23 protein-coding genes are annotated in these 23498 nt (G+C 64.8%); 7 read left to right on the plus strand and 16 right to left on the minus strand.

Translation table 11 applies throughout. The features are described 5' to 3' along the window. Positions 1-54 precede the first annotated feature (54 nt). The 5 genes from BLT50_RS04060 to BLT50_RS04080 all read right to left on the minus strand — a co-directional run bounded on the left by BLT50_RS04060 (position 55) and on the right by BLT50_RS04080 (position 4732). Entirely contained in the window at positions 55-486 is a 432-nt protein-coding gene (locus BLT50_RS04060; RefSeq protein ID WP_090026676.1) for a GlcG/HbpS family heme-binding protein, read from the minus strand. 63 nt (positions 487-549) lie between these two features. Next, positions 550-2694, minus strand: coding sequence for a malate synthase G (locus BLT50_RS04065; protein ID WP_090027083.1), 2145 nt, complete (start codon positions 2692-2694; stop codon positions 550-552). 129 nt (positions 2695-2823) lie between these two features. Beyond that, positions 2824-2985 carry a DUF2256 domain-containing protein gene (locus tag BLT50_RS04070; protein WP_175491389.1) on the minus strand — a complete coding sequence of 54 codons (162 nt, stop codon included), beginning with the start codon at positions 2983-2985 and terminating at the stop codon, positions 2824-2826. Next, on the minus strand, positions 2982-4496 hold the full coding sequence (locus tag BLT50_RS04075; protein WP_090026680.1) for an FAD-binding domain-containing protein: 1515 nt from the start codon (positions 4494-4496) through the stop codon (positions 2982-2984). The genes BLT50_RS04070 and BLT50_RS04075 overlap by 4 nt, the downstream gene beginning before the upstream one ends. Before the next feature lie 38 nt (positions 4497-4534). After that, positions 4535-4732 carry a hypothetical protein gene (locus BLT50_RS04080; protein WP_090026682.1) on the minus strand — a complete coding sequence of 66 codons (198 nt, stop codon included), beginning with the start codon at positions 4730-4732 and terminating at the stop codon, positions 4535-4537. 112 nt (positions 4733-4844) lie between these two features. Here BLT50_RS04080 and pepN point away from each other — a divergent pair, with 112 nt between their 5' ends. Genes pepN through BLT50_RS04095 form a run of 3 tightly spaced genes read left to right on the plus strand, consistent with a single transcriptional unit; the run spans position 4845 to position 8572 of the window. Next, entirely contained in the window at positions 4845-7394 is a 2550-nt protein-coding gene (pepN, locus tag BLT50_RS04085; RefSeq protein ID WP_090026683.1) for an aminopeptidase N, read from the plus strand. 18 nt (positions 7395-7412) lie between these two features. Next, positions 7413-8147 (plus strand): SDR family oxidoreductase, encoded by a 735-nt coding sequence (locus BLT50_RS04090; protein ID WP_090026685.1) that lies wholly within the window; start codon positions 7413-7415, stop codon positions 8145-8147. Continuing rightward, positions 8144-8572 (plus strand): hypothetical protein, encoded by a 429-nt coding sequence (locus BLT50_RS04095; RefSeq protein ID WP_090026687.1) that lies wholly within the window; start codon positions 8144-8146, stop codon positions 8570-8572. Before BLT50_RS04090 ends, BLT50_RS04095 begins: the two co-directional genes overlap by 4 nt. Positions 8573-8591: 19 nt before the next feature. On the opposite strand, the gene BLT50_RS04100 is transcribed toward BLT50_RS04095, so the two are convergent. Together BLT50_RS04100 and BLT50_RS04105 are read right to left on the minus strand one after the other, a co-directional pair. Continuing rightward, positions 8592-9128, minus strand: coding sequence for a peptidoglycan-binding domain-containing protein (locus BLT50_RS04100; RefSeq protein ID WP_425433926.1), 537 nt, complete (start codon positions 9126-9128; stop codon positions 8592-8594). A 36-nt stretch (positions 9129-9164) separates the two neighbouring features. Then, positions 9165-9563, minus strand: coding sequence for an OB-fold nucleic acid binding domain-containing protein (locus tag BLT50_RS04105; protein ID WP_090026689.1), 399 nt, complete (start codon positions 9561-9563; stop codon positions 9165-9167). A 127-nt stretch (positions 9564-9690) separates the two neighbouring features. Here BLT50_RS04105 and BLT50_RS04110 point away from each other — a divergent pair, with 127 nt between their 5' ends. Together BLT50_RS04110 and BLT50_RS04115 are read left to right on the plus strand one after the other, a co-directional pair. Beyond that, positions 9691-10014 (plus strand): 2Fe-2S iron-sulfur cluster-binding protein, encoded by a 324-nt coding sequence (locus BLT50_RS04110; RefSeq protein ID WP_090026691.1) that lies wholly within the window; start codon positions 9691-9693, stop codon positions 10012-10014. 7 nt (positions 10015-10021) lie between these two features. Then, positions 10022-10741 carry an FG-GAP repeat domain-containing protein gene (locus tag BLT50_RS04115; RefSeq protein ID WP_245723271.1) on the plus strand — a complete coding sequence of 240 codons (720 nt, stop codon included), beginning with the start codon at positions 10022-10024 and terminating at the stop codon, positions 10739-10741. Between the two features lie 5 nt (positions 10742-10746). Here the strand turns inward: BLT50_RS04115 and BLT50_RS04120 are convergent, their stop codons facing one another. Together BLT50_RS04120 and purD are read right to left on the minus strand one after the other, a co-directional pair. Continuing rightward, the gene (locus BLT50_RS04120) at positions 10747-11310 is read right to left on the minus strand and encodes a hypothetical protein (RefSeq protein WP_090026694.1); all 564 of its coding nucleotides are present in this window, start codon (positions 11308-11310) and stop codon (positions 10747-10749) included. A gap of 105 nt (positions 11311-11415) precedes the next feature. Then, positions 11416-12681, minus strand: a complete 1266-nt coding sequence (purD, locus tag BLT50_RS04125) for a phosphoribosylamine--glycine ligase (protein WP_090026695.1) — start codon at positions 12679-12681, stop codon at positions 11416-11418. A 73-nt stretch (positions 12682-12754) separates the two neighbouring features. On the opposite strand from purD, the gene xseA reads away from it, so the two are divergent. Then, entirely contained in the window at positions 12755-14308 is a 1554-nt protein-coding gene (gene xseA / locus BLT50_RS04130) for an exodeoxyribonuclease VII large subunit (RefSeq protein WP_090026698.1), read from the plus strand. Positions 14309-14321: 13 nt separating this feature from the next. On the opposite strand, the gene gatB is transcribed toward xseA, so the two are convergent. Together gatB and BLT50_RS04140 are read right to left on the minus strand one after the other, a co-directional pair. Further along, positions 14322-15833, minus strand: a complete 1512-nt coding sequence (gene gatB / locus BLT50_RS04135; protein ID WP_090026700.1) for an Asp-tRNA(Asn)/Glu-tRNA(Gln) amidotransferase subunit GatB — start codon at positions 15831-15833, stop codon at positions 14322-14324. 89 nt (positions 15834-15922) lie between these two features. Continuing rightward, a complete protein-coding gene (locus BLT50_RS04140) occupies positions 15923-17203 on the minus strand; it encodes a hypothetical protein (protein WP_090026702.1) in 1281 nt (426 codons plus the stop codon). Between the two features lie 146 nt (positions 17204-17349). Here BLT50_RS04140 and BLT50_RS04145 point away from each other — a divergent pair, with 146 nt between their 5' ends. Next, positions 17350-17988: a transglycosylase SLT domain-containing protein gene (locus BLT50_RS04145; protein WP_090026703.1), complete on the plus strand. Its 639-nt coding sequence runs from the start codon at positions 17350-17352 to the stop codon at positions 17986-17988. A gap of 62 nt (positions 17989-18050) precedes the next feature. Here BLT50_RS04145 and BLT50_RS04150 read toward each other — a convergent pair whose 3' ends face one another. The 5 genes from BLT50_RS04150 to gor form a co-directional block, all read right to left on the minus strand. Next, a complete protein-coding gene (locus BLT50_RS04150; RefSeq protein ID WP_245723290.1) occupies positions 18051-19490 on the minus strand; it encodes a Do family serine endopeptidase in 1440 nt (479 codons plus the stop codon). 176 nt (positions 19491-19666) lie between these two features. Beyond that, entirely contained in the window at positions 19667-19864 is a 198-nt protein-coding gene (locus BLT50_RS04155; protein ID WP_090026705.1) for a DUF2065 domain-containing protein, read from the minus strand. Beyond that, positions 19861-20901: a protease modulator HflC gene (hflC, locus tag BLT50_RS04160; protein ID WP_090026708.1), complete on the minus strand. Its 1041-nt coding sequence runs from the start codon at positions 20899-20901 to the stop codon at positions 19861-19863. The genes BLT50_RS04155 and hflC overlap by 4 nt, the downstream gene beginning before the upstream one ends. After that, positions 20901-22049 (minus strand): FtsH protease activity modulator HflK, encoded by a 1149-nt coding sequence (gene hflK, locus BLT50_RS04165; RefSeq protein WP_090026710.1) that lies wholly within the window; start codon positions 22047-22049, stop codon positions 20901-20903. The genes hflC and hflK overlap by 1 nt, the downstream gene beginning before the upstream one ends. 69 nt (positions 22050-22118) lie before the next feature. Continuing rightward, positions 22119-23474 carry a glutathione-disulfide reductase gene (gene gor, locus BLT50_RS04170; protein WP_090026712.1) on the minus strand — a complete coding sequence of 452 codons (1356 nt, stop codon included), beginning with the start codon at positions 23472-23474 and terminating at the stop codon, positions 22119-22121. Positions 23475-23498 lie beyond the last annotated feature (24 nt).

Genomic DNA, 23498 nt, shown 5'->3' on the forward strand with positions numbered 1-23498 from the left:
CTTCGCGCGCCTGCACTGCCGCACATCGCATATGCACGCCCGAAAAACGGGCGATCAGGGCTCGGCCGTCAGCCCCCCGGCGGCCTCGATACCGGCGACCGCGGCAGCTTCGTCGTTTTCCGACGTGTCGCCGGTGACGCCGACCGCGCCCAGCATGCGGCCCTTGGCATCGCGCAGGATCACCCCGCCCGGCACCGGCACGACCGACCCGCCGAACACGCCATTCGCCGCGGCCATGAAATAGGCCTGCGCCTCGGCCCGCGCCATCTGCGCGCGCCCCGACATGCCCAGCATGACCGCGCCATAGGCTTTGCCGTGGGCGATGCCGAACCGGCCCGGGCTGGCCCCGTCGCCCCGTTCGAAGGCGATGACGTTGCCGCCATCGTCCAGCACAACCACCGACAGGGGCTTCATCCCTTCGCTCTTGCCGTGCTCCATTGCCTTGCGAATGATCGTGCGCGCCTTGCGCAGGGAAATTCCGGCCATCTGTTATCCTCTTGCTGCAAATCTCAAGGAATGGCGAGGGGGCAGCCCCCTCGCCCGTCTGTCTTATCCCGCCGCTTTCAGTTCCAGGCGGCGGCGGTGCAGGACCGGCTCGGTATAGCCCGAGGGCTGCACCCGGCCTTCGAACACGAGGTCGCATGCCGCCTTGAAGGCGATCCCGTCAAAGCCCGGCGCCATCGGACGATAGGCCGGATCGCCGGCGTTCTGTTCGTCCACGACCTTGGCCATCTTCTTCATCGCGTCCATCACCTGGTCGTGGCTGACCACGCCGTGATGCAGCCAGTTCGCGATATGCTGCGAGCTGATACGGCAGGTTGCACGGTCTTCCATCAGGCCGACATTGTTGATGTCAGGCACCTTGGAACAGCCGACGCCCTGATCAACCCAGCGCACGACGTAGCCCAGGATGCCCTGTGCGTTGTTCTCGACCTCGCGCGCGATCTGCGCATCGTTCCATTTCTGGTAGCTGGCCAGCGGGATATCCAGCAGCATGTCCAGATGCGCACGGCGTCCGCCGGCCTTGATCTTGTCCTGCACAGCGAAGACGTCGACCTTGTGGTAGTGCAGCGCATGCAGCGTGGCGGCGGTGGGCGACGGCACCCAGGCGCAGTTGGCGCCGGCCTTGGGGTGCTCGATCTTCTGCTCCAGCATCTCGGCCATGGCGTCGGGCTTGGCCCACATGCCCTTGCCGATCTGCGCGCGGCCCTGCAGCCCGCATTCCAGGCCGATATCGACGTTCAGGTTTTCATACGCGCCGATCCAGGCCTTGCGCTTGATGAAATCCTTGCGGCTGAACGGCCCGGCCTCCATCGAGGTGTGGATCTCGTCTCCGGTACGGTCGAGGAACCCGGTGTTGATGAAACACACGCGGCTTTTCGCGGCGCGGATGCACTCTTTCAGGTTGGCGCTGGTGCGGCGCTCTTCGTCCATGATGCCCAGCTTGACGGTATTGCGCGGCAGCCCAAGCGCATCTTCGACCATATCGAAGGTTTCGACGGCGAATGCCACCTCTTCGGGGCCGTGCATCTTGGGTTTCACCACATAGACCGATCCGGTGACCGAGTTGCCGCCATCGCGGGCCAGGTCGTGCATCGCGATCAGCGTGGTGATCATGCCGTCCATCAGCCCTTCGAAGATCTCTTCCCCGTCGCGCGTCAGGATCGCGGGGTTGGTCATCAGGTGGCCCACGTTCCGCACCAGCATCAGCGCCCGGCCCTTGAGCGACAGCTCACCCTTGCCGTCCGGCGTGATGTAGCTGCGGTCGCCGGCCAGCCGACGGGTCATCTGGCGGCCACCCTTTTCAAAGGTTTCTTCAAGGTTGCCCTGCATCAGGCCCAGCCAGTTGCCGTAGGCGTCTACCTTGTCTTCGGCATCGACGCAGGCCACCGAATCTTCGCAATCCATGATCGCGGAAATCGCGCTTTCCATCTGCACGTCGGCCAGGCCCGCCTGGTCACGGCTGCCGATCGGGTGCGTGCGGTCGAACACCAGTTCGACATGCAGTCCGTGATTGACCAGCAGGATGCCGTCCGGCGCCTTGGGATGGCCGCGATAGCCCACGAATTTCGACGGATCGGTAAGCGGCATATCATCGACCAGCAGTTGCCCGCCTTCGACGTGATACCGCTGCGCGTCCGCGTGGCTGCCGCCCGATACCGGGAAAGCCTCGTCCAGGAACACGCGGGCCTTGGCCACAACGCGCGCGCCCCGGCCCTTGTCGTAACCGCCTGCCGGGATCGGCGTGCCCATCACGTCGGTGCCATAAAAGCAGTCGTACAGGCTGCCCCAGCGCGCATTCGCGGCATTGAGAGCGAACCGCGCGTTGGTGATCGGCACAACCAGTTGCGGGCCGGGCACCTTGGCGATTTCCGGGTCGACATTGGCGGTGTCGATCTCGAAATCCCCGCCTTCGGGCACGAGGTATCCGATTTCTTCCAGGAAGGCGCGATAGGTGTTGGCATCGCGCGGCTCGTTGACGCGTTCGCGGTGCCAGGCGTCGATCTTGGCCTGGATATCCTCGCGTTTCTGCAACAGGGCGCGGTTCTTCGGCCCCTGCGTATGCGCGATGTCGGACAGCCCCTTCCAGAAGGCATCCGCCGCGACACCCGTGCCAGGCAGCGCGCGCTCTTCGATGAAAGTGACCAGTTCCTCGGCCACCTGCAGGCCGTGCTTGTCGATCCGTGCCGTCATGAACCCCTCCATTGACCGGTTGGTTTCAGGATTAGGACAGAAGTTTCCTATAGGCAACACGGGTGGTAAAATAAATTTACCAATTTTTCCGCATGTCTTTCAAGAATTCGCGAAAACCGACCCGTATTTTCAACGCTTTTCGTCAGTTCGCCCCTTTTCCCGCCGGCATCTTTCGGAACAAAAGCGCACCTCGTCCCAGACCCGCGCCCATTTCTTGCGCCAGGCAAAGGGACGGCCGCAGGTCGCGCAGACCTTTGTGGGCAGATCGCCCTTGCGGCGCATCCGGCTCATAGGTCGAGCCGCAACTGACGGTCCTCGGCAGGGCGCGGCTCGGGATCGCGGGTGAAATGGCCCGCGCGGTCCTTGCGGCTGGCGTGCTTTTCCACGATCCGTTGCGCCGTCTGGCGGAACCCGTCGCGCTTGCGCACCGCCCAGACCGCGTCGCGCGCGGCGGCAGCGGCCCGTTTCACATCGACCAGCGGTTCGGGATAGGTGCGGCCCAGCACACGGCCGGCCTGTGGCCAGCGCCAGGGTTCCTGCAAGTAATCGTCGGGCACTTCGGACAGTTCGGGAACCCATCTGCGGGTGAAAACACCATCGGGATCCTGATCGTGCCCCTGTTTCACCGGGTTGTATATGCGGATCGTGTTCATGCCCGTCGTGCCCGATTGCATCTGCATCTGCGACCAGTGGATGCCCGGTTCGTAATCCGTGAAATACCGCGCCAGCACCGGCCCCGTCGCCCGCCAATCCAGCCAGAGGTGATACGAGGCCACCGCAACCACCATCGAGCGCATCCTGAAATTCAGCCATCCGGTCGCCCGCAGATAACGCATGCAGGCATCGACAAAGGGCAAGCCGGTCTGCCCCTCGGCCCACGCGTGCAGGCGCGCCGCGTCCGCCTCGGGCGGGCGCAACCCTTCGTAGGCGGGGTGCAGGCAATAGTGTTCAAGCCCAGGTTCGTCTTCCAGTTTTTGCATGAAGTGGTCGCGCCATGCGAGGCGTGACTGGAAGGAGCGGACTGACCCGGGCCAGCCCCTTTGCCCTTTGACCTGCGCCGCACGCGCCTGTGCCGCCTGGGCGACCTCGCGCACGGACAGCGTTCCGAAAGCAAGATGCGGCGACAGCCGGGAACAGGCGTCCTCGCCGGTCAGGGGCGACGACATCGCGCTGCGATAATCCTTGCCACGCGCATGCAGGAAACCGTCGAGCGTTCGCAGGGCGGCTAAACGCCCCCCTGCCTGCCGCCCCGGACAGGGATCGTCCAGCGCCATGGCTTGCGCATCCGGCACCGGGTCGCTTTCGATGCCGCTGGCAAAGCGCAAACCTTCAACGCGCACCTGGGGCTGCCTGACGAACGCCTCGCGCCGCGCCGCCCAGCCGTTTCGGCCCGCAAGCCGGCGCACGACGCCCGATTGCGGAAGCTCGTGCCAGGCAACGCCCTGCCCCCGTGCCCATTCAGCCACGCGCCTGTCGCGGGCATAGGTCCATCCGTTCCCGGTCTCTTCGTGGCTGACAAGGTGGCGCACACCATGATCGCGGCGGAGCCGTTCCAGCACGTCGGGCGCATCGCCCTGCCGCACGACAAGCCGCGCGCCGTGCTTTTGCAGATCGGCATCAAGGTCGATCAGCGACTCGCGCAGGAAATCGAACTGCCGCCCCGATGCGTCAGACTGCGCCCAAAGCGCGGGCTCTACGATGTACAGGGGAATAACGGACCCCAGCGCGGCAGCGCGCGCCAGGGCTGCATTGTCATGAAGGCGCAGATCGCGCTTGAACCAGCAGATCACCGTATCCGTCATCTGCGACCATCTAGCGGTGCGACCCGCGCCGGAAAGGGTCAGTCGGTCTGCACTTCTTCGCCGGTGCGACCGTCGATGCGGGTGTCCGGGGTTTCGGGCGACTGGCCGTTCACGATCACCCAGCCGACGAACAGCACGAGCAGCACGGCGGCAAACGCGATCGCCCCTTTGATGCCCAGCAGCGCCGGTTTGTGTTTCTGCTCCTCTTTTTCTACATTGGTGTCGGGCGCAGACATGGATGTCCTCCGTTCTTTTCCGGGATCGCCCTGACTTGCCATTGAAGCCACGCCAGCATCGCTCTAACGTCGCGGGCAAATCCCGTTTTTTCTCTATTCGGAGCGCCTCGCGATGAAAGACGCCTCTCCCCAGACGATCTATCTTGCCGACTACACGCCGCCAGCCTTCCTCGTCGAACAGGTCGGGCTTACCTTTCGCCTTGATCCAGGTAAAACAAGGGTTATCAGCAAGATAGAATTCAAACCTAATCCAGATTCACAATCGGGTGAGTTCTTTCTGCACGGCGAGAACCTGACGCTGATCCGCGCCGCGATCAACGGGCAGGAGGTGACGCCCGAAGTAACCGATCAGGGCCTGACATGCGATGTGCCCGACGGCCCGTTCACATGGGAATCCGAGGTGGAAATCGACCCGGCCGCCAACACCGCGCTGGAAGGGTTGTACATGTCCAACGGCATGTACTGCACCCAGTGCGAGGCCGAAGGTTTTCGCAAGATCACCTATTACCCCGACCGCCCGGACGTGATGGCCCCCTTCACCGTGCGGATCGAAGGCCCCGAAAAGGTGATGCTGTCGAACGGCAATCCCACCGGCCAGGGCGATGGCTGGGCCGAATGGCATGATCCTTGGCCCAAACCCGCCTATCTTTTCGCGCTGGTCGCGGGCGATCTGGTCAACCATCCCGACCGGTTCACCACGAAATCCGGCCGCGAGGTCGCGTTGAACATCTGGGTCCGTCCGGGTGACGAGGACAAATGCGCCTTCGGCATGGAGGCGCTGAAGAAATCGATGAAATGGGACGAAGACGTCTATGGCCGCGAATACGATCTGGACGTGTTCAACATCGTGGCCGTCGACGATTTCAACATGGGCGCGATGGAGAACAAGGGGCTGAACATCTTCAACTCTTCCTGCGTTCTGGCCAGCCCCGAAACCAGCACCGACATGAATTTCGAGCGGATCGAGGCGATCATCGCGCACGAATACTTCCACAACTGGACCGGCAACCGGATCACTTGCCGCGACTGGTTCCAGCTTTGCCTCAAAGAGGGGCTGACGGTGTTCCGCGACGCGCAGTTCACCGCCGACATGCGCAGCGCGCCGGTCAAACGGATAAGCGACGTTATCGCCCTGCGCGGCCGCCAGTTCCGCGAAGACAACGGCCCGCTTGCGCACCCTGTGCGGCCCGACAGCTTTGTCGAGATCAACAACTTCTACACCGCCACCGTTTATGAAAAGGGCGCCGAGCTGATCGGGATGCTAAAGCGACTGGTGGGCGATGACGCCTATGCCAAGGCGCTCGATCTCTATTTCGATCGCCACGACGGCGACGCCGCCACGATCGAGGATTGGCTGAAAGTGTTCGAAGACACGACAGGCCGCGACCTGGGCCAGTTCAAGCTGTGGTACGAACAGGCCGGCACCCCGCGCCTAAGCGTGACAGACGACTTCAAGGACGGCACCTACACCCTTTATTTCAAACAGGAAACACCCCCGACGCCCGGACAGCCCGACAAGGCGCCCAGGGTGATCCCGATTGCCGTTGGCCTGCTGAACCCGAACGGCGACGAGGTCGTGCCGACCACGGTTCTGGAAATGACCGAAGCCGAACAGAGCTTTACCTTCGACGGGCTGTCTTCGCGCCCGGTGCCGTCGATCCTGCGCGATTTCTCGGCCCCCGTGATCGTGCAGCGCGACACGACCAACAAGGAACGCGCCTTCCTGCTGGCGCATGACACCGATCCCTTCAACAAGTGGGAGGCCGGGCGCGACCTGGCCCGCGACGTGCTGATCCGCATGGTCCGCGACGGTGCGGCCCCCGACAGCGGATACCTGCAGGCCATGCATGCGATGCTGCGCGACGACACGCTCGACCCGGCGTTCCGCGCCCTGGCCGTGGGATTGCCCAGCCAGGACGACATCGCCCAGCGCCTGCATGACGAGGGCGCCACCCCCGACCCGCAAGCCATCTGGGAGGCGGGCGAAACACTGCGCCAGACACTGGCGCAAGAGATGCAGGACACCCTGCCTCGCATCTACGCGCAGTTCCAGGTGACCGATCCCTACCGGCCCGACGCCGAACAATCGGGCAGCCGCTCGCTGGCGAACGCGACGCTGGCCCTGCTGACGCGGCTGGATGGCGGCGCGCAGGCCCAACGCCAATATGACAGCGCCGACAACATGACCCAGCAACTGGCGGCCTGGGGCTGCCTGCTGCAGGCCGGCAAAGGCGACGCGGCGACCGCCGCCTTCTATGACCAGTGGCGCCATGACCGGCTTGTCGTCGACAAGTGGTTCAGCCTGCAGATCGTGCATGACGATCCGGCCACCGCCGTGGAAACCTGTGCCGCGCTGACGAACCACGCGGATTTCAACTGGAAAAACCCCAACCGCTTCCGCGCCACGCTTGGGGCGCTGGCGATGTCGCCCGCGGCCTTTCACCGGGCGGACGGGGCGGGTTATGCCCTGCTGGCCGACTGGCTGATCCGGCTGGACCCCGTGAACCCGCAGACAACCGCGCGCATGTGCACCGCGTTCGAGACATGGTCGCGTTACGACAATGCGCGGCAGGCCCACGCCCGCGCCGCGCTGGAGCGCATACTGGCCACGCCGGGCCTCAGCCGCGACACGAACGAAATGGTCGCGCGCATCCTGGGCTGATCTGGAAGGGGAACAAGGATGACGAGAACTGTTTTCATCACCGGCGGCAGCGCCGGCATCGGCGCGGCCTGCGCGCGTCTGGCGGCGGCACAGGGCCGGGATGTTATCCTGACCTACAATTCCGACCCCACGGGCGCCGAGGCCGTGGCCCGTGATGTCGAAAACGCCGGTCGCACCGCACGAATCCTGCGCTGTGACGTGGCCGACCCGGCGCAGATCGACGCGGCCTTTGCCGCAATCGACCCGGGCACCCCAATCGACCTTGTGAACAACGCAGGCATCGTGGGTCAGACCGCCACGATCGCCGGCCTGACACCCGAACGTCTGTCGCATATGTTCGCCGTGAACGTTGTGGGCGCGATCCTCGTGGCGCGGGCCGCGGTGGCACATATGCGCGGTTGCGGCACACCCGGCCATATCGTCAATGTCTCGTCCGCGGCCGCCCGGCTGGGATCGGCCAACCAGTATATCGACTATGCCGCCACCAAGGGTGCGATCGACACCTTCACCCTGGGTCTTGCCGACGAGCTCGCCCCCGAGGGCATGCGTGTCAACGCCGTGCGCCCCGGCCTGATCGAAACCGACATCCATGCCAAGGGCGGTGAACCCGACCGGCTGGAGCGCCTGTCGCACATGGTGCCGATGCGCCGCGCCGGCAGCGCCGAGGAAGTCGCCAGGACGATCCTGTGGCTGCTCTCGGAGGATGCGTCCTATGTCACGCGCACGCTGGTGGACGTGGCGGGCGGGCGATGAGCCTGTCCTTTCACCGCATAGGCCGCTCGCGGCGCAACGTGGTGGCGCTGGTCCTGATCTGGACGGCGCTTGTGGCAATGCTGGTGCTGCTGCAGGCCGCGATATGGATCGTGGTGTTCCTGTGGCTTTTCACCCTGCCCCTGGCCTGGGAAATCTGGAAAAATCCCGAAAGCCGCCTGACGCTCGACACCTATGAAATCGGCTGGCAGGGCATTCTGGGCGGCGACAGGGTGACGCTGAAGCAGATCGACAAGGTTCGGTTCGACAGGCGGCTCGACATGTCGATGCGCGTCACGCTGGTTCTGGCCGACGGGCGCAAGATCCGCCTGCCGCACGACGTGTTGCCCCCGCACGAGCGGCTCGAAGCCGCCTTGCAGGCGCAGGGCGTGCGGACCGAGCGCAATCCGTTCTCGCTGATGGGGTGAAACGGCCAGTCGCCCGCGCCTAGCCCTCGTCCGCTGTCCGCTCGACCGCGATCAGCCCCAGCCGGCGGGCCGCGGCAAGCGACAGGATGCCGGAATCCAGCCCCTCGGGCGCCTGGTAGCGGCGCACGGCATGGCGCGTCCGGGCGTCCATTTCACCGGTCGGCGTGCCCGAATACAGGCCGCGCGCGGCCAGCGCGCGCTGCAGGCTTTGCACGAATTCTACCGTCAGGACGTCGTCGCACGGGGTTTCGAACCATGTTTCGCGCCGTTCGCGGACGATCTTCTGGCGGGTTTCGGTGCGATAGATCGGCGGCGTGACGATCGACCCGTCCGACAGCACCTCGGCGGGCTGGACAAGCACCTGTTCGGTCACGGTTTCGATCACGGCGGGCGTTTCGGTCTTGCCCCAGCAGGTGCCGGGCGCGGCACCCGGCGGGGCCGCCTGGAACAGCCGCGTCACATTGGGTTCGCCCGCGCCATTGGGCAGCGCCGCCTGGCACGCGCCGAGCGCAAACAAAGCTGCCGCCGCGATGGCGGGCCGGGTCATCGTGAACATCTGCTCGTCGCCTCTTTGATGGGGCTTTCGGCGATATTACCCGCTTTCCCCCGCCAAAGAAAGCGCGCCGTCCGTGCCGCCTTCCAGCAGCCTGTCCAGCAGGGCCGAGATATCCTCGATCTCTTCGGCGAGGACATGGGTCACGCCCGCTTCGCGCTGCAGCCGCCCGGTGACCCGCAACAGCCGCCCCGCGATCACCGCGCGGCGGAACCGTTCGTACATCTTGCGCCAGACGATCACGTTCACCACGCCGGTTTCATCCTCGAGCGTAAGGAAAATCACCCCCTTCGCCGTGCCGGGGCGCTGACGCAGGATCACCAGCCCCGCCACTGTCACCCGCGCACTGGATGGCGGGCGGTCCAGTTGTGCGGCCACCGCCGCCCGTGGCGGGCGCGGCCAATCCTGGGCGGGGTGCTTATCATGGGGGCGCTGCATGAGAACAAAAATAGAACATTCACGAATTCTTGCAAGCCTGCGGCGCGTTGCGCACAAAAGGGGCTGGCACGGCCCAGATCGCTTGGCTAGGAAAGGCAGCGAAATCGCACTTGGGGAGAGCACGCAGATGGCCAAGATCACCTATATCGAGCATAACGGCACCGAGCATGTCGTCGAAGTCGCCAACGGCATGACCGTCATGGAAGGCGCCCGCGACAACAACATCCCCGGCATCGAAGCCGACTGCGGCGGCGCCTGCGCCTGTTCCACATGCCATGTCTATGTCGATCCGGCCTGGGTCGAAAAGCTGCCCGCCAAGGACGACATGGAAGAGGACATGCTGGATTTCGCCTACGAGCCCGATCCCGAACGCTCGCGCCTGACCTGCCAGCTCAAGGTCTCGGACGCGCTGGACGGCCTTGTCGTCCACATGCCCGAAAAGCAGATCTGACCACGCCATGTCGCGCATATGGGCCGGACTATGCTGCGCGGCGCTGATGGCCGGCGCCGCCCAGGCCCGCGACATCACCGAGGCGCGCTTTGCCGATCCGACAACGCATTACCCCCATGGCATACTGGGCGACAAGGTGGAATATTCCGCCATGCTGTTGCGCCTGTCCGATGGCAGCAGCTTTCGCATCGGCTTCGCCCCGGGCACACGCCTGTTCGAAGATATCGCACCGCGCCTGTGGGATGTCAGCGGTGATGGCGCACCCGAGGTCGTGGTCATCGAAACCGATCCGCCGCAAGGGGCACAACTGTCGATCTATGGGCTGAACGCCGACGGGATGCCCGCAAAACTGACCTCCACGCCCCATATCGGACGCACGAACCGCTGGCTGTCGCCCATCGGTGCGGCGGATCTCGATGGGGATGGTGCGATCGAAATCGCCTATATCGACCGTCCGCACCTGGCAAAGACGCTGCGTATCTGGCGCTATGACAATGGAAAGCTGCGCCATGTGGCCGACCTCGAAGGGCTGACCAATCACAAGATCGGCTGGGATTTCATCCCCGGAGGCATCCGCGATTGCGGACAGGGCCCCGAAATCGTGACGGCGGATGGCGCATGGGCGCGCATCATGGCCACGACTTACAGGGACGGGCAATTTTCCAGCCGCGCCATAGGCAGCTATACAGGGCCTGCCGACCTCGATGCGGCGTTGAACTGCGGCTGAGGCCGCTACTCCCGCCGGCCCATGGCGGTCAGGATGCCCGGCAGGGCCGCCGCACTGACATCCGCTGATTGCCGGCGCTGACGCACCACGAAGACGATGGCGGCGAGAACCGCAACCGCCAGCGCGAACGGCAGCACAGCCCCACCCAGCGACGCCCCGGAATCATCCGGCCGCAGCAGGACCAACAGGAACAGCGCGGCAACGGCGACACCGCCCGCCACGACCCAAAGCCGCCCGGGCGCATGGGCCACGCGATACGTCATGCGGAATCCGGGATGCAGATCGGCCAGGGTCTCGGCCACCCGTGCGACAAGCGCGCGGTGTTCCAGCAGATCGACGGACTGCGCCATGCCGCCATGCGGCACCTCGACCGCGACCGCGCGGACATTGTCGGGCGTTGTCAGTTCGAGCGCATGGCGCACATGCGCCAGATGATTGCTTTCGGAATAGACCGCGCCCGTGACCTGCCCGAGGTCAATCGTCCAGACTCCACCGCCCTCGTCACGCCCCGAAAGGTGGCGCCCGGTCAGCCGGGCGCCGGTACAGGCAATCGTTTCGCCTTCCAACATCACATTCCCGCATTCGGTTTCTACGCAAGGTAGCAACCCGTCGGGGCGCGGCAAAACCTTCTTCCTGAAACGGGAAAAGTAAATCTAGATACTACCGAAAGTAGTTCATCCCAGCGCGCGCCAGCCGATGTCGCGGCGGTAGAACCCTTCGGGCCAGTCGATCGCATCGACCATCGCATAGGCAAGGTCCGCCGCTTCCCGCAACGTCGCGCCCCGCGCGGTCACGTTCAGGACACGCCCCCCACTGGCCACGATCTGGCCGTCCTTTTCGGACGTGCCCGCATGAAACACGATCTGGCTGCTGGTTTCGGGCAGCGCATCGAGCCCGCGAATGACACTGCCTTTTTCATAAGCGCCCGGATAGCCGTTGGCCGCCATGACCACGGTCATCGCATGATCGTCGGCCCAGTTCACGCGTGCCTCGTCCAGCCGGCCCTCGGCCGCGGCCTGCAGCAGGTCCAGCGCCTGCGCCCCCAGCCGCATCATCAGCACCTGGCATTCCGGGTCACCGAAACGCACGTTGTATTCAACCAGCCGCGGCTGGCTGTCCTTGATCATCAGCCCGGCATAGAGAACGCCCTGGTAGGGTGTGCCGCGCCGCGCCATTTCGGCCACCGTCGGCTTGATGATCTCGTCCATCGCCTTTTGCGCCACCGCATCGGTCAGCACGGGCGCGGGCGAATAGGCCCCCATGCCCCCGGTATTGGGTCCGGTATCGCCCTCGCCCACGCGCTTGTGGTCCTGCGCTGTGCCGATGGGCAGCACGTTCTTGCCGTCGCACAGGATGAAATAGGACGCTTCTTCGCCCTCCATGAATTCCTCGATTACCACCTCGGCGCCCGCCGCGCCGAACTCGCCGCCGAACATGTCGTCGACGGCCGCCAGCGCCTGCGCCTCGGTTTCGGCCACGATCACGCCCTTGCCCGCGGCCAGCCCATCAGCCTTGACCACGATCGGCGCGCCTTGTGCGCGGATATAGGCGCGCGCCGCATCGGCGTCGGTGAAATGCGCGTAACCCGCGGTGGGCGCGCCCGCCGCATCGCAGATTTCCTTGGTAAAGCTTTTCGACGCTTCCAGCCGGGCCGCGTCCTTGCTGGGCCCGAACACCAGAAGGCCCGCATCGCGCAGCCTGTCGGCAACACCGGCCGCCAGCGGCGCCTCGGGGCCGATGATGACGAAATCGATCGCCTCGGCCTCGCAGAAATTCACGACCTCGCCGCCATCCTCGATGTTCAGGCTGGCACATTCCGCCATTTTCGCGATTCCCGCGTTGCCCGGCGCCACGACCAGCCGGTCGCATTTGGGATTCTGCAGCACGGCCCAGGCCAAGGCATGTTCGCGGCCACCGCCGCCGAGGATCAGGATGTTCATGGCACGCACTCCGTCTTGGCCTTGTCTGCGCGGCGTTCTAAGCTGGCACACAGGCAAGAGCAAGCGAGGCACGATGTCCGACCTGATCGACGATCCCCTTCCCGGTATGAACGAGCCCGAATTCTCGGTCACCGAGATTTCGAACGCGATCAAACGCGTGATCGAGGGCGAGTTTTCCCATATCCGCATCCGTGGCGAGGTGGGCCGCGTCAGCCGTCCGCGCTCGGGGCATATCTATCTTGACCTGAAGGACGACAAATCCGTCCTGAACGGCGTGATCTGGAAAGGCGTGGCCACGCGCCTGTCGGTCCAGCCCGAAGAGGGGATGGAGGTCGTCGCCACCGGCCGGATGACCACCTTCGGCGGGCAGTCGCGTTATCAGATCGTGATCGAGGATCTCAAACCCGCCGGCATGGGCGCACTGATGGCGATGCTCGAAAAGCGCAAGAAGGCGCTCGAGGCCGAGGGGCTGTTCGCGCCCGAACGCAAGAAACCCCTGCCCTACCTGCCCGAAATCATCGGGGTCGTCACCTCGCCCTCGGGCGCGGTGATCCGCGATATCCTGCACCGGCTGCGCGACAGGTTCCCGCGCAAGGTGCTGATCTGGCCCGTGGCCGTGCAGGGCGAACGCTGCGCCCCCGAGGTTGCCCGCGCCATTGCCGGGTTCAACGCATTGACGCCGGGCGGCGCGCTGCCCCGCCCCGACCTGCTGATCGTCGCGCGTGGCGGCGGCAGCATCGAAGACTTGTGGGGCTTCAACGAGGAAATCGTGGCCCGTGCAGCTGCGGCGTCCGACATCCCGCTGATTTCCGCCGTGGGCCATGAAACCGACACGACGCTGATCGACTATGTCTCGGACAAGCGAGCGCCGACCCCGACCGCTGCGGCGGAACTGGCGGTTCCGGTGCGGCTGGAACTGCTGGCCTGGACCGACAACCAGGGCGCGCGATTGTCGCGGGCGCTGACACAGACCATCGGGCTGCGCGGTCAACGCCTGCGCGACCTGTCGCGCGCCCTGCCCCGTCCCGATACGCTGCTGGACGGCCCGCGCCAGCGGCTTGACCGGGCCACCGACCGCCTGCCGCAGGCGCTGACCGGCACCGTGCAACGCCGCCGCGTGCGCCTTTACGAGGTGTCGGGCAGCCTGCGCCCCGCCTTGCTGTCGCGCCAGCTGGCCGAACAGAAACGCCGGCTGGATGCCAGCGCGCCGCGCCTGGCCAGCGGGCTGAACGCAGCCGTGGAGCGCAAGAAAGAGGCCCTGGGCCGCCGCACCGACCGGCTGAGCATCACGCCGATCCGCCGGAACATGGCGCAGCAACGCGACCGCCTGGCCGATCTGTCGCGCCGGCTGTCCAAGGCCGGGATCACGCAGACCGAAGGCTGGCGCAAGCAGATCGACGCGCTCGACCGGCTGCGCGAAACGCTGGGCTACAAGGCGACGCTGGGCCGGGGCTATGCCGTGGTGCGTGGCGATGGCGCGGTGGTCACGACCGCCAAGGCCGCGCAATCCGCGCAGGTGCTGGAAATCGAATTCGCCGATGGCCGCATGACGCCGGGTGGCGGAAAACCCGCAAAACCGGCAGCCAAACCAAAGGACAAGCCGCCCGGTCAGGGCAGCCTGTTCTAAGCGATTCTGCCGATCACAGCCCCAGTTTCTGCTGAACGATGTCGTTCACGGCCTTGGGGTTGGCCTTGCCGCCGGTGGCCTTCATCACCTGGCCGACAAACCAGCCCGCCAGTTTCGGGTTGGCCTGCGCCTTTTCGACCTGCGCGGGGTTTTCCGCGATGATCTGATCGACCGCCGCCTCGATCGCGCCAGTGTCGGTGACCTGTTTCATTCCCCGCGCCTCGACGATCTCGGCCGGGTCGCCGCCTTCGGAATAGACGATCTCGAACAGATCCTTGGCGATCTTGCCCGAAATGTCGCCCTTGGCGATCAGGTCGATGATCCCACCCAGCTGCGCAGGCGTCACCGGGCTGTCGGTGATGTCGCAATCATCCTTTTTCAAACGGCCGAAAAGCTCGTTGATGACCCAGTTGGCCGCCATCTTGCCGTCGCGGCCCTCGGCCACCTGTTCGAAGTAGTCCGCGTTGGCCACCTCGGCGGTCAGGACGCCGGCATCGTATTCGCTCAGGCCCAGCTTGGTCACGAAGCGCGCCTTCTTCTCGTCCGGCAGCTCGGGCAGCGAGGCCGCGATGTCGTCGACCCAGGCCTGTTCGATTTCCAGCGGCAGCAGGTCGGGATCGGGGAAATAGCGGTAATCATGCGCCTCTTCCTTGGAGCGCATCGAACGCGTTTCGCCCTTGTCGGGGTCGTAAAGGCGTGTTTCCTGCACGATCTCGCCCCCCGCTTCGAGGATCGCGATCTGGCGGCGGGCCTCGTAATCGATGGCCTGCTGGATGAACCGCATCGAGTTCATGTTCTTGATTTCGCAGCGGGTTCCGAGATGGCTGAAATCCTGGGTCGCCTGGTATTTCTCGTAATCGCCCGGACGGCAGACCGACACGTTCACGTCGGCGCGCAGGTTGCCGTTCTGCATGTTGCCGTCGCAGGTGCCGAGATAGCGCAGGATCTGGCGCAGCTTGGTGACATAGGCCGCCGCCTCTTCGGGGCCGCGGATGTCGGGGCGGCTGACGATTTCCATCAGTGCCACGCCGGTGCGGTTAAGATCGACGAAGGACATGTTGGGGTCCATGTCGTGGATCGACTTGCCCGCGTCCTGTTCCAGGTGAATGCGTTCGATCCGCACAAGCCGCGCGACGCCGGGGCCCATGTCGACAAGGATTTCGCCCTCACCCACGATCGGGTGATACAGCTGGCTGATCTGGTAGCCCTGCGGCAGGTCGGGGTAGAAATAGTTCTTGCGGTCGAAGGCCGACCAAAGGTTGATCTCGGCCTTCAGGCCCAGACCCGTGCGCACCGCCTGCGCCACGCAGAATTCGTTGATCACGGGCAACATGCCGGGCATCGCGGCGTCCACGAAGGACACGTTCGAATTCGGCTCGGCCCCGAAAGTGGTCGAGGCGCCGGAAAACAGCTTGGCGTTCGACGCGACCTGCGCGTGCACCTCCATGCCGATCACCAGTTCCCAATCGTGCTTGGCCCCGGCGATCACCTTGGGTTTCGGCGTCTCGTAAGTCAGGTCGAGCATGGGTTGCGCCCCTTTGTTTGCAGGATCGACGCGGTTCTAGGACAGCGCCGCGGCAGGGGCAAGGGCCAAGGCGGCCGAACGCGGCCGCGCTATCCGTCCATCGGTTCGAGATGCGGACCGGTGCGATCGAACACCACGCGCATACCGCGGCGCAATTCGGCATCGAAATGCCGCCCGATCCGTGCCAGCGCGCAATCGCGCCCTAGCCGCGCGACCTCGTCGCGGGCCAGCGGGCCGGTGGCGTGCTGCGCCCCCTTGGCGGCAACGCCCCAGACCAGCGGATGCAGCTCGGTCAGGTGGTCGCGCAGGATCCAGTCGAGCGCTGCGCGAATCTCGCGCAGGCCCTGGCTGTCCGGTGCACGCCCACAGCGGGGCTGCTGCAGGGTCACCGCGCAAAAGGCCGCCATCTGGTTGGCATAGTGCTGATCCGGCCGGCGGGTCAGGATATCGCGCATGCCGTCCAGGAAAAACGGCACGTCGAGATGTCCCAGGGCAACCGGATCGACCGCCAGGGCATCGAGATAGACCCAGGTATACGCACCCGCGCCCCAGATATCCCCCGTGCGTGCCGCCGTGCGCCGCGCCTCAAGCTCGAGCTGTTCGTAGCTGCCGAACCAGCGCGGCAAAAGATGATTGCCAAGCCCGCGCATATGGCGCGGATTGCCGGGGTCGAGGTCGATCAGGTCCTCGTAATCGTCGGCCACCCGGGCCTTGGGCGCCGGGGTCGAGGCCAAGAGCGCGCAGCGCGCAGCGGCCAGCGCGGGACTGTCCTCGGCAAAGGCGTCGAACCGGTCGAGGATTTCCTCGGCGCGGTCGAAGTGATGGTGAAACGCCTCCCAGTGCTTTTCCGGCACTTCCGAAATCCAGCCCTGCCCGCGCCATGCCCAGCCGATATCGACATGCGCCTGCGCCACGACCAGCGCGACACCGTAATCGTCGGGATGGTCTTGCAGCACCTCTTCCAGGGCGATCATTCCCTCGCGCGGGGCATGCGCCGACATCAGGCCGGGGTCGCTCAGCGCGGTCTCAACCGGCAGCACCACGTCCGACCGCGCGCCATAGCTCAGCAAGTCGGCCAGGGCGGTGCCGCCCGGGGTCGCCTCGCGCGCATGGTCATGGTCGCGGATCATGCCTCCCAACTCGTCCCACATCTCCTGGCGGGCCATGAACCGGCCCTTTTCGCGCAGCCGGGCGCCTTCGGTTTCCTCGGTCGTCTGATCGCAAACCGGGATCGACAAACCCGCATCGTACTGCCGCGCAAGGCTTTCGTCGCTGGCCTCACCCCGCGTTGTCAGAACGGGCAATTTCCGTGGCAAGGCCTTCAGGCGATGTCCGATGCGGGCGATGGGGGATTTCTGCGAGTCGGTCATGACGGTCCGTTGATGGCAACTGCCGTCAGATAAGCCGGAGTTTCGGGCGCAATCGTGGCGTGACCGGGGAGTTTGCGCGAAAATGCGCGGGCGAAACCGGGCAGGCGATATTGCGCCCCGCCGACCGCCGGTGCAGGATCGGAGCCATGCGGCTATCCAGTCTTCTTTTTCTCGTTCTGATGCCCGTTGCGGCGCTTGCGCAGCCGATCGGCGATCTGCCGCGCCCACCCCAGAGAGCAGCGGATGTCCCGCATGCGCGATGGGATCACCGAACGGACGCGCCGATCTGGACACGTGCGGCGCTTTCGGCGCTCAAGGGGCATGGCGCGGCGTTGACACGCACGGTGCCGCGCGACATCGGCGACTGGTGCCCGGCCTACACCGATGCGGACGCGCAAAGGCGCGCGCAGTTCTGGGTCGGGTTTCTGTCCGCGTTGGCAAAATACGAAAGCACGTGGAAACCCGGCGCCGTCGGCGGCGGCGGGCAATGGTTCGGGCTGCTGCAAATCCTGCCGGCCACCGCGCGCGGCTACGGATGCCGCGCCGACAGTGGCGAGGCGCTGAAACACGGCCCATCGAACCTCAGTTGCGCGCTGCGGATCATGGCGGTCACGGTCCCACGCGACCGCGCGATCGCGCTGCGTGACAGCCGTTGGGTTGGCGTGGCCGCGGATTGGGGGCCGATGCGGTCCGAGGCGAAACGCCGCGAAATGGCCCGCTGGCTGCGGGCGCAGACCTATTGCAAGCCGCTGTCGTCGACCCGCCCGAAACTGCGGCCTTTCTGATCCCGGCCCCCAAATGAAAAAGGGCGCCCGCAGGCGCCCTTTTCAGGTTCTTGATGCTCTGGTCACTCTTCCAGCGACAGCGCCACGAAACGGGGATCGCCCGCACGCCGGACCAGCAAGAGCAGCGATTTGCGCCCTGCGTCCTTGGCGGCATCGACCCGTTCCTGCAGATCGCTGACGCTTTCCAGCTTTTCCTGGCCGGCCTCGGTGATCACGTCGCCCGCACGCAGGCCCTTTTCATAGGCTTCCGTGCTTTCGTCCACGTCCATCACCACCAGCCCGGTCATGTTGGCGTCAAGGTCCAGTTCCTCGCGCATGGCATCGGTGACCGGCGCCAATGTCAGTCCAAGCATTTCGACCTCGGCGGGCTCTTCCGGCTCGGCTTGTTGGGCTGCGGGCACGGCGCCCTCGGCCTCTTCGCGGCGGCCCAGCGTCACCTTCAGCGTTTCGGTCTGGCCGTCGCGCAGCACGACGACACGAACCGTCTTGCCGACTTCGGTGTTGCCCACCTTGCGCACCAGAGTGCGGGTATCGTCCACATCCGCGCCATCGAAGTTCAGGATGACATCGCCCTGCAGCACACCGCCTTCCTTGGCGGGGCCGTCAGGCACATCGGTGACCATCGCACCGCGCGCGGTGTCCAGCCCTTCGATCGCTTCAACCATGTCCGGCGTCACGTCCTGGATGCGCACACCCAGCCAGCCACGGCGTGTTTCACCGTATTTCTGCAACTGGTCGACGACTTTCGTCACAACGTTCGATGCCATCGAAAAGCCGATCCCGATCGACCCGCCATTCGGGCTGAGGATCGCGGTATTCACGCCGATCACGTCGCCATCCATGTTGAAAAGCGGACCGCCCGAGTTGCCGCGGTTGATCGCGGCATCGGTCTGGATGTAGTCGTCATACGAGCCGCGCAGCGCCCGGTTGCGGGCCGAAACGATACCCGCGGACACCGAAAAGCCCTGGCCCAGCGGGTTGCCCATCGCCATCACCCAGTCACCGACGCGCATTTTGTCGCTGTCGCCAAAGCTGACGTATTTCAGCGGCTGATCGGTGCTCACCTTGAGCAGCGCAATGTCGGTGTTGGGATCGGTGCCGACCACTTCGGCCGGGAGTTCCGTTACCGGCTGGCCGTCACCGGGAAAGAACTCGATCAGGATCTCGTCCGCGCTTTCGATCACATGGTTGTTGGTGACGATGTAGCCATCTTCGGAAATCACGAAGCCCGAGCCCAGAGCCGATGTCCGGCGCGGCCGGTCGCCATCGCCCTGACGGTCGCGGAATTCGCGAAAGAAATCCTCGAAAGGGCTGCCTTCGGGAACGATCGGATTTGGGCCGCCTCGGGCCGCGACAACGGTCGACGTGGTGATGTTCACCACCGCCGGGCTGATCTTGTCGGCAAGATCTGCAAAGCTTTCGGGCATCCGTGCATGGGCCGCCAGCGTTTGCGCCAACATCAGCAGCAACGCAAGCAACGCCATCCACATCCCCCGGATCATCGGGGCGGAACTGCGTTGAGTGAATGAAAGAGCTTGAGTGGTCACGCCAGTATCTCCTCTGGGTTACCTGTTTCCAGTAGCGACACTTTCTATGTAGGGCGGCAGAGTTGCAACACAAAGGGCTGTCGCACCCCGTCAAACCCGCGTGACAGCCCGTGACGGGCGCGTGAACCCGCTCAGGCCCCCAGCGCCTTGGCCATCCAAACCAGCACCACGCCCAGCGCCATCGCCAGCAGCCCGACATTGCGCCGCGTCGCTTCGGGCAGCATGCGCAGCATCTCAAGCATCTGTTCCACAAGCGAAGGGGCCAGCGCATAGGCCAGCCCCTCGACGATCAGAACCAGCCCTAGGGCCAGAAATGCGGTTTCGATCATTGCGTTTCTTCAGTCGGTGCGCTGCGCTGCTGGATTTCCTCGTTGCTGCGCTCGATCTGCTCGCGCGCTTCTTCGGGCAGATCCTCGGACAGCTCGCTTTGCGGGGCGAGTTCGCGCAGCTCGTCGGGGCTCAGCGTTTGCGCCTCTTCGGCCAGCAGGCCCTCGGCACGCACGGCATCGAACATCGCCGAGATGAAATCGCTTCCCGGTGTCAGCACGATGGTCGACGTGTCGCTGTTGAGGCTGCGCTCGAAGGCCGAAAGCGAGCGGTAGAACTTGAAGAACTCGGGGTTCCCGCCAAACGCCTGCGCAAAGATCCGGTTGCGTTCGGCATCGGCCTCACCGCGGCGGATTTCGGCCTCGCGTTCCGCCTGGCTGACGGTTTCCACCACGGTACGGTCGGCGGCGGCACGGACACGCTGCGCGGCCTCGTTACCGCGGGCGATCTCGTCGGCGGCTTCGCGTTCACGCTCGGCGCGCATCCGGGCGAATGTCGCTTCGAGGTTTTGCTGCGGCAGGTTGGTCTGCTTCAGACGCACGTCCACCACTTCGAGCCCGAGGCTTTCCGCAGCGGCACGCGCCTGCGCGCGGATACGCACGGCCAGGTCACGGCGCTGGTCCGAAAGGATCGTGTCCGACGTCACCTGATCGGCACCCAGAACCTCACGGATTTGCGCGTTCAGGATCGAGGACAGACGATCTTCGGCGGCACGGATGCCGCCCACGCCCACGGCTTGCCGGAACTGAACGACATCACGGATGCGGTAACGCGCGAAGGCATCGACCACCAGTCGGCGGTCATCCGAGGGCGTCACCTCGATCGTGTCGGTATCGAGCGACAGGATACGGTCATCGTATTTGACGACTTCCTGGATGAACGGGATCTTGAAACCCAGGCCCGGCGTTTCGCGCACCTGCTTGATCTGCCCGAATTGCAGAACAAGCGCCTTTTCGCGTTCGTCCACGATAAAGAGCGACGAAAACGCGACGGCGATCACGACGACAACCGCCGGAAGAAGGAAAGCGGATTTACGCATCAGTTCGACCCTCCGGTGTTCGCGCCACGGCGCAGTTCGTTGAGCGGCAGGTAAGGCAGGACGCCATTGCCGCCCTGGCCCATGTCGCTATCCAGCAGGATCTTGTCGACACTGCCCAGGGTACGTTCCATCGCTTCGAGATACAGGCGGCGCTGCGTCACTTCGGGCGCGGCGTTGAATTCCTGGGCCACGGCGACGAAACGGCTGGCTTCACCGATGGCCTCGTTGACCACGCGGGCACGGTAGGCTTCGGATTCTTCCAGGATCTGCGCGCTCTGACCGCGCGCTTCGGCAAGCACCCGGTTGGCATAGGCGTCGGCCTGGCGCTGCAGCCTGTCACGCTCCTGTTCGGCAGCCTGCACTTCGCGGAACGCGTCGATCACAGCAGACGGCGGGTCCGCCTTGTCGAGGTTCACCCGCACGATGTTGATGCCGCTTTCGTATTCATCCAGCGTTTCCTGGATGTTCAGCAATGCAGTGTCGGCGATCACGCCACGATCCCGGTTGAGGATCGGCGCCAGGTTGGTGGCGGCGATGATCTCGCGCATCACCGATTCCGACACGGCCTGCACGGTCAGTTGCGGGTCGCGGATGTTGAACAGCAGCTTGGCCGGATCGCTAATGTTCCACACGACCTGAAAGTCGATGTCCACGATGTTGGCATCAGTGGTCAGCATCAGGCCGTCGTTATTGTTGCCACGGCGCATGCCGACATTCTCGGTCCGCTCCGAGGTCACGTTGATGACCTCGTAAGTCACCAGCGGCCAGGGCGCAAAGTTCAGGCCCGGATTGCCGATCGACGAATACGCACCCAGGAACAGCTCGACCGACTGTTCTTCGGGTTTGACGGTATAAAAGCTGGAAAAGGCCCAAAGTGCGACCGCGGCAAGCCCGCCGATCGCCCAGGTGCCCTTGCCGAAATTGGGGCCACCTTGCCCCCCGCCCGAGCCGTCGCCATTGCCGCCGCGACCGCCCATCAGGACGCGCAGCTGCTCCTGGCCCTTTTTCATCAACTCTTCGATTTCCGGGATCTGGGGGCCGCCATCCTCGGGGCGGCGTCCGCCACCCCCATTCTGCCCACGGCGGTCGTCATCGCCACCGCCCCTGTTTCCGCCGCCGCCCCATGGGCCGCCAGAATGTCCAGCCATCTACCTGATTTCCCCTTTATGATGGTATTCTTTGATGTTGCTCATAACCTGTGCAGTCTGTCCGGAATTTCAAGCGGTACGAACCGGTTCTCGCATCGTTACGATTTCCTCGGACATGGTGGGATGCACAGCCACCGTCCGGTCAAAGTCTTCCTTGGTCGCGCCCATCTTGACCGCGATACCGGCCAGCTGGATCATTTCGCCCGCGCCCGGCGCGACGATATGACAACCCAGAACCCGCCGTGTATCGGCGCAAACCACCAGCTTCATCAGAACACGTTGCGCGCGCCCGGCAAAGGATTCGCGCATCGGCTTGAACGAGGTCGCATAGACCTCGATCGGGCCGCGATCGCGCGCCTCTTCCTCGCTCATGCCGATGGTGCCCATTTCAGGCTGGGTGAAGATCGCGGTCGGGATCAGGTCGTGATCCACCGGGGTCGGGTTGCCCTTGAACACCGTTTCGACAAAGGCCATCCCCTCGCGGATCGCCACCGGCGTCAGGTTCACCCGGTCGGTGACGTCGCCGACCGCATAGATCGACGGAATGTTCGTCTGGCTGTATTCGTCGACCAGAACCTCGCCATAGCGGCCCAGCTTCACGCCCAGCTCTTCCAGACCCATATCGGCCGTGTTCGGGCGGCGTCCGGTCGCGAACATCACCTTGTCGAACACCCGCTCGGTGCCGTTGGTCGCCTTGACCCGGATCTTGTCGCCGTCCTGCGCCATTTCCAGGATGTTGGTGCCCAGATGCAGGTCGATCCCGTTCTGCTGCATTTCCTCGGACACCAGACCGCGCGCTTCTTCGTCGAAACCGCGCAGAATCTGCGCACCGCGGTAATACTGCGTCACGTTCACGCCCAGACCGTTCAGGATGCAGGCGAATTCGCAGGCGATGTATCCCCCGCCCAGGATCAGCATGGTCTCGGGCAGCGCATCGAGATGGAAGACGTCGTTCGACGTGATGCCAAGCTCGGCGCCCTTGATATCCGGCAGGACCGGCCAGCCGCCCATCGCCAGCAGGATGTGCTTGGCCGTCTTGCGGCTGCCATCGGACAGCTCCACGGTATGCGGATCGGCCAGTTTTGCCCTTGCATCAAAGGTTTGCACGCCGTTGTTGCCAAGGATGTTGCGATAGACGCCTTCCAGGCGGTCCAGCTCGGCATGGAGTTTCGACTTGAACGCATCCCAGTTGAAATCGCCAAGCGTCGCATCCCAGCCATAGGCCTTGGCGTCCTCGATATAGCCGGGATATTCGCTGGCAAAGACCATCAGCTTCTTGGGCACACAGCCCCGCTGCACGCAGGTGCCGCCATAGCGGTCTTCCTCGGCCAGCGCCACACGGGCACCCGCCTGCGCTGCAACGCGCGCCGCGCGCACCCCGCCCGAGCCGCCACCGATCACGAAAAGGTCGTAGTCAAAGCTCATGCAATGGTCCCCTTGCTTTCGTCG

The sequence above is a fragment of the Lutimaribacter saemankumensis genome (genome assembly GCF_900100005.1).
GTDB classification, from domain to species: Bacteria; Pseudomonadota; Alphaproteobacteria; order Rhodobacterales; family Rhodobacteraceae; genus Lutimaribacter; species Lutimaribacter saemankumensis.

Bases quoted from the DNA above. Each gene is read 5' to 3' on its own strand.
- BLT50_RS04060 (WP_090026676.1), bottom strand. From the start codon at position 486: ATGGCCGGAATTTCCCTGCGCAAGGCGCGCACGATCATTCGCAAGGCA.
- BLT50_RS04065 (WP_090027083.1), bottom strand. From the start codon at position 2,694: ATGACGGCACGGATCGACAAGCACGGCCTGCAGGTGGCCGAGGAACTG.
- BLT50_RS04070 (WP_175491389.1), bottom strand. From the start codon at position 2,985: ATGAGCCGGATGCGCCGCAAGGGCGATCTGCCCACAAAGGTCTGCGCG.
- BLT50_RS04075 (WP_090026680.1), bottom strand. From the start codon at position 4,496: ATGACGGATACGGTGATCTGCTGGTTCAAGCGCGATCTGCGCCTTCAT.
- BLT50_RS04080 (WP_090026682.1), bottom strand. From the start codon at position 4,732: ATGTCTGCGCCCGACACCAATGTAGAAAAAGAGGAGCAGAAACACAAA.
- pepN (WP_090026683.1), top strand. From the start codon at position 4,845: ATGAAAGACGCCTCTCCCCAGACGATCTATCTTGCCGACTACACGCCG.
- BLT50_RS04090 (WP_090026685.1), top strand. From the start codon at position 7,413: ATGACGAGAACTGTTTTCATCACCGGCGGCAGCGCCGGCATCGGCGCG.
- BLT50_RS04095 (WP_090026687.1), top strand. From the start codon at position 8,144: ATGAGCCTGTCCTTTCACCGCATAGGCCGCTCGCGGCGCAACGTGGTG.
- BLT50_RS04100 (WP_425433926.1), bottom strand. From the start codon at position 9,128: ATGTTCACGATGACCCGGCCCGCCATCGCGGCGGCAGCTTTGTTTGCG.
- BLT50_RS04105 (WP_090026689.1), bottom strand. From the start codon at position 9,563: ATGCAGCGCCCCCATGATAAGCACCCCGCCCAGGATTGGCCGCGCCCG.
- BLT50_RS04110 (WP_090026691.1), top strand. From the start codon at position 9,691: ATGGCCAAGATCACCTATATCGAGCATAACGGCACCGAGCATGTCGTC.
- BLT50_RS04115 (WP_245723271.1), top strand. From the start codon at position 10,022: ATGTCGCGCATATGGGCCGGACTATGCTGCGCGGCGCTGATGGCCGGC.
- BLT50_RS04120 (WP_090026694.1), bottom strand. From the start codon at position 11,310: ATGTTGGAAGGCGAAACGATTGCCTGTACCGGCGCCCGGCTGACCGGG.
- purD (WP_090026695.1), bottom strand. From the start codon at position 12,681: ATGAACATCCTGATCCTCGGCGGCGGTGGCCGCGAACATGCCTTGGCC.
- xseA (WP_090026698.1), top strand. From the start codon at position 12,755: ATGTCCGACCTGATCGACGATCCCCTTCCCGGTATGAACGAGCCCGAA.
- gatB (WP_090026700.1), bottom strand. From the start codon at position 15,833: ATGCTCGACCTGACTTACGAGACGCCGAAACCCAAGGTGATCGCCGGG.
- BLT50_RS04140 (WP_090026702.1), bottom strand. From the start codon at position 17,203: ATGACCGACTCGCAGAAATCCCCCATCGCCCGCATCGGACATCGCCTG.
- BLT50_RS04145 (WP_090026703.1), top strand. From the start codon at position 17,350: ATGCGGCTATCCAGTCTTCTTTTTCTCGTTCTGATGCCCGTTGCGGCG.
- BLT50_RS04150 (WP_245723290.1), bottom strand. From the start codon at position 19,490: ATGATCCGGGGGATGTGGATGGCGTTGCTTGCGTTGCTGCTGATGTTG.
- BLT50_RS04155 (WP_090026705.1), bottom strand. From the start codon at position 19,864: ATGATCGAAACCGCATTTCTGGCCCTAGGGCTGGTTCTGATCGTCGAG.
- hflC (WP_090026708.1), bottom strand. From the start codon at position 20,901: ATGCGTAAATCCGCTTTCCTTCTTCCGGCGGTTGTCGTCGTGATCGCC.
- hflK (WP_090026710.1), bottom strand. From the start codon at position 22,049: ATGGCTGGACATTCTGGCGGCCCATGGGGCGGCGGCGGAAACAGGGGC.
- gor (WP_090026712.1), bottom strand. From the start codon at position 23,474: ATGAGCTTTGACTACGACCTTTTCGTGATCGGTGGCGGCTCGGGCGGG.